This is a genomic window from Azospirillum sp. B506 (assembly GCF_000333595.1).
Taxonomy (GTDB): domain Bacteria; phylum Pseudomonadota; class Alphaproteobacteria; order Azospirillales; family Azospirillaceae; genus Azospirillum.
Genome location: NZ_BADK01000496.1, coordinates 1 through 1,427, shown reverse-complemented (window position 1 = coordinate 1,427; position 1,427 = coordinate 1). Strand labels below are relative to the sequence as shown.

General features: G+C 68.5%; 1 protein-coding gene and 1 pseudogene. Both read right to left on the bottom strand.

Features of this window, described 5'->3' with window-relative positions:
* Positions 1–118: 118 nt before the first annotated feature.
* The gene (locus tag I71_RS14915) at positions 119–1,123 is read right to left on the bottom strand and encodes a branched-chain amino acid ABC transporter permease (RefSeq protein WP_042695640.1); all 1,005 of its coding nucleotides are present in this window, start codon (positions 1,121–1,123) and stop codon (positions 119–121) included.
* Positions 1,120–1,427 (bottom strand): annotated as a pseudogene (locus I71_RS14910) (branched-chain amino acid ABC transporter permease); the annotation flags it as partial. The gene I71_RS14915 and the pseudogene I71_RS14910, both read right to left, overlap by 4 nt.

Below are 1,427 nucleotides of genomic sequence, written 5' to 3'. Positions count from 1 at the left end.
GTTCGGGCCGATCAGCGCCAGGATGCGGCCTTCCGGCACGGAGAAGCTGACCTCCGACACCGCCTTCAGTCCGCGGAACCGCTTGGACAGGCGTTCGACCTCAAGCAACGCCGTCATCTCAGACACCCTCCCCCGGCTGGCGGACAAGACGCAGGCGCCGGGCCAGCCAGGGCCACACGCCCTCCGGCCGGAACACCACGATCGCCACCAGCGCCGCGCCATAGAACAGCTGCTTCAGACCGGGCAGATCCAGCCCGCCGGCCTCGATCAGGAAGGTCAGCACCTCGCCCAGCGGGGTCAGGATGAAGGCGCCCAGGATCGGGCCGACCAGCGTGCCGATGCCGCCGACGATGGCCGGCAGGATGATCTCGATGGAGCGGCCCATGGAAAAGACCTGCTCCGGGAACAGGTTGTTGAAATAGAAGGCCTGGAACACCCCGCCCAGCGCGGTCAGGGCGGACGACACCGCAACCGCGGACATGCGGGCGCGGAACAGGTCGACCCCCGACGCCTCCGCCGCGTCCGGTTCCTCGCGCACGGCCAGCCACTGATAACCCAGCCGGCTGTGCAGCAGCGCGCGCGACAGGAACAGCGCCCCGACCACCAGCGCCAGCGCGACGTAATAGAACAGCACCGGCGAGCCGCGCAGGTTCAGCGGATCGCTCGCCCCCGCCTCCACCGGAAGGAAAAAGCCGCCGGAGCCTCCGACCCAGGTGATGTGGTCGAAGCCGATGCGCGCCACCTCGGCGAAGGCGATGGTCAGCAGTGCGAAATGCACACCCTTCACCCCGAAGCGGAAGCCCAGGAAGCCGATGACGCAGCCGGCCACCACCGCGACCAGCATCGCCACAACCATGCCGGCCCAGGGACCGATGCCGAAATGGACGAACAGCGCCGCGCTGACATAGGCGCCGAGGCCGACATACAGTGCATGGCCCAGCGACAGCAGGCCGGAGAAGCCCATCATCACGTTCCAGGCCTGCCCGACATAGGCGAACCACAGCACGGTGGTCAGCACCGACACCAGATAGCGGTCGGCGACGAAGGGTGCCACCGCCAGCCCCAGCGCCGCCAGCACCAGCAGCGCCATGCCGCGGCCCGTCACTCCCAGAAAGCCGCTCATGACCGTTTCCCCAACAGCCCTTGCGGGCGCAGCAGCAAAACCACGATCAGCACACCATAGCTGAACAGGGATTTCAGGGACGGCGTCAGCAGGAAGCCGGCCAGCGCCTCCGACATGCCGATCAGCACGCCGCCCAGCAGCGCGCCGGGCAGGCTGCCCAGCCCGCCGACGATGACGATGATGAAGCTGAGCAGCGTGTATTCCGGCGCCAGCTGCGGCCGGGCATCGACCAGCAGAGTCATCAGCGCGCCGGGCACCCCGACCACGGGGGCGCCGATCCCGAAGGTCAGCGCATAGAGGCCGT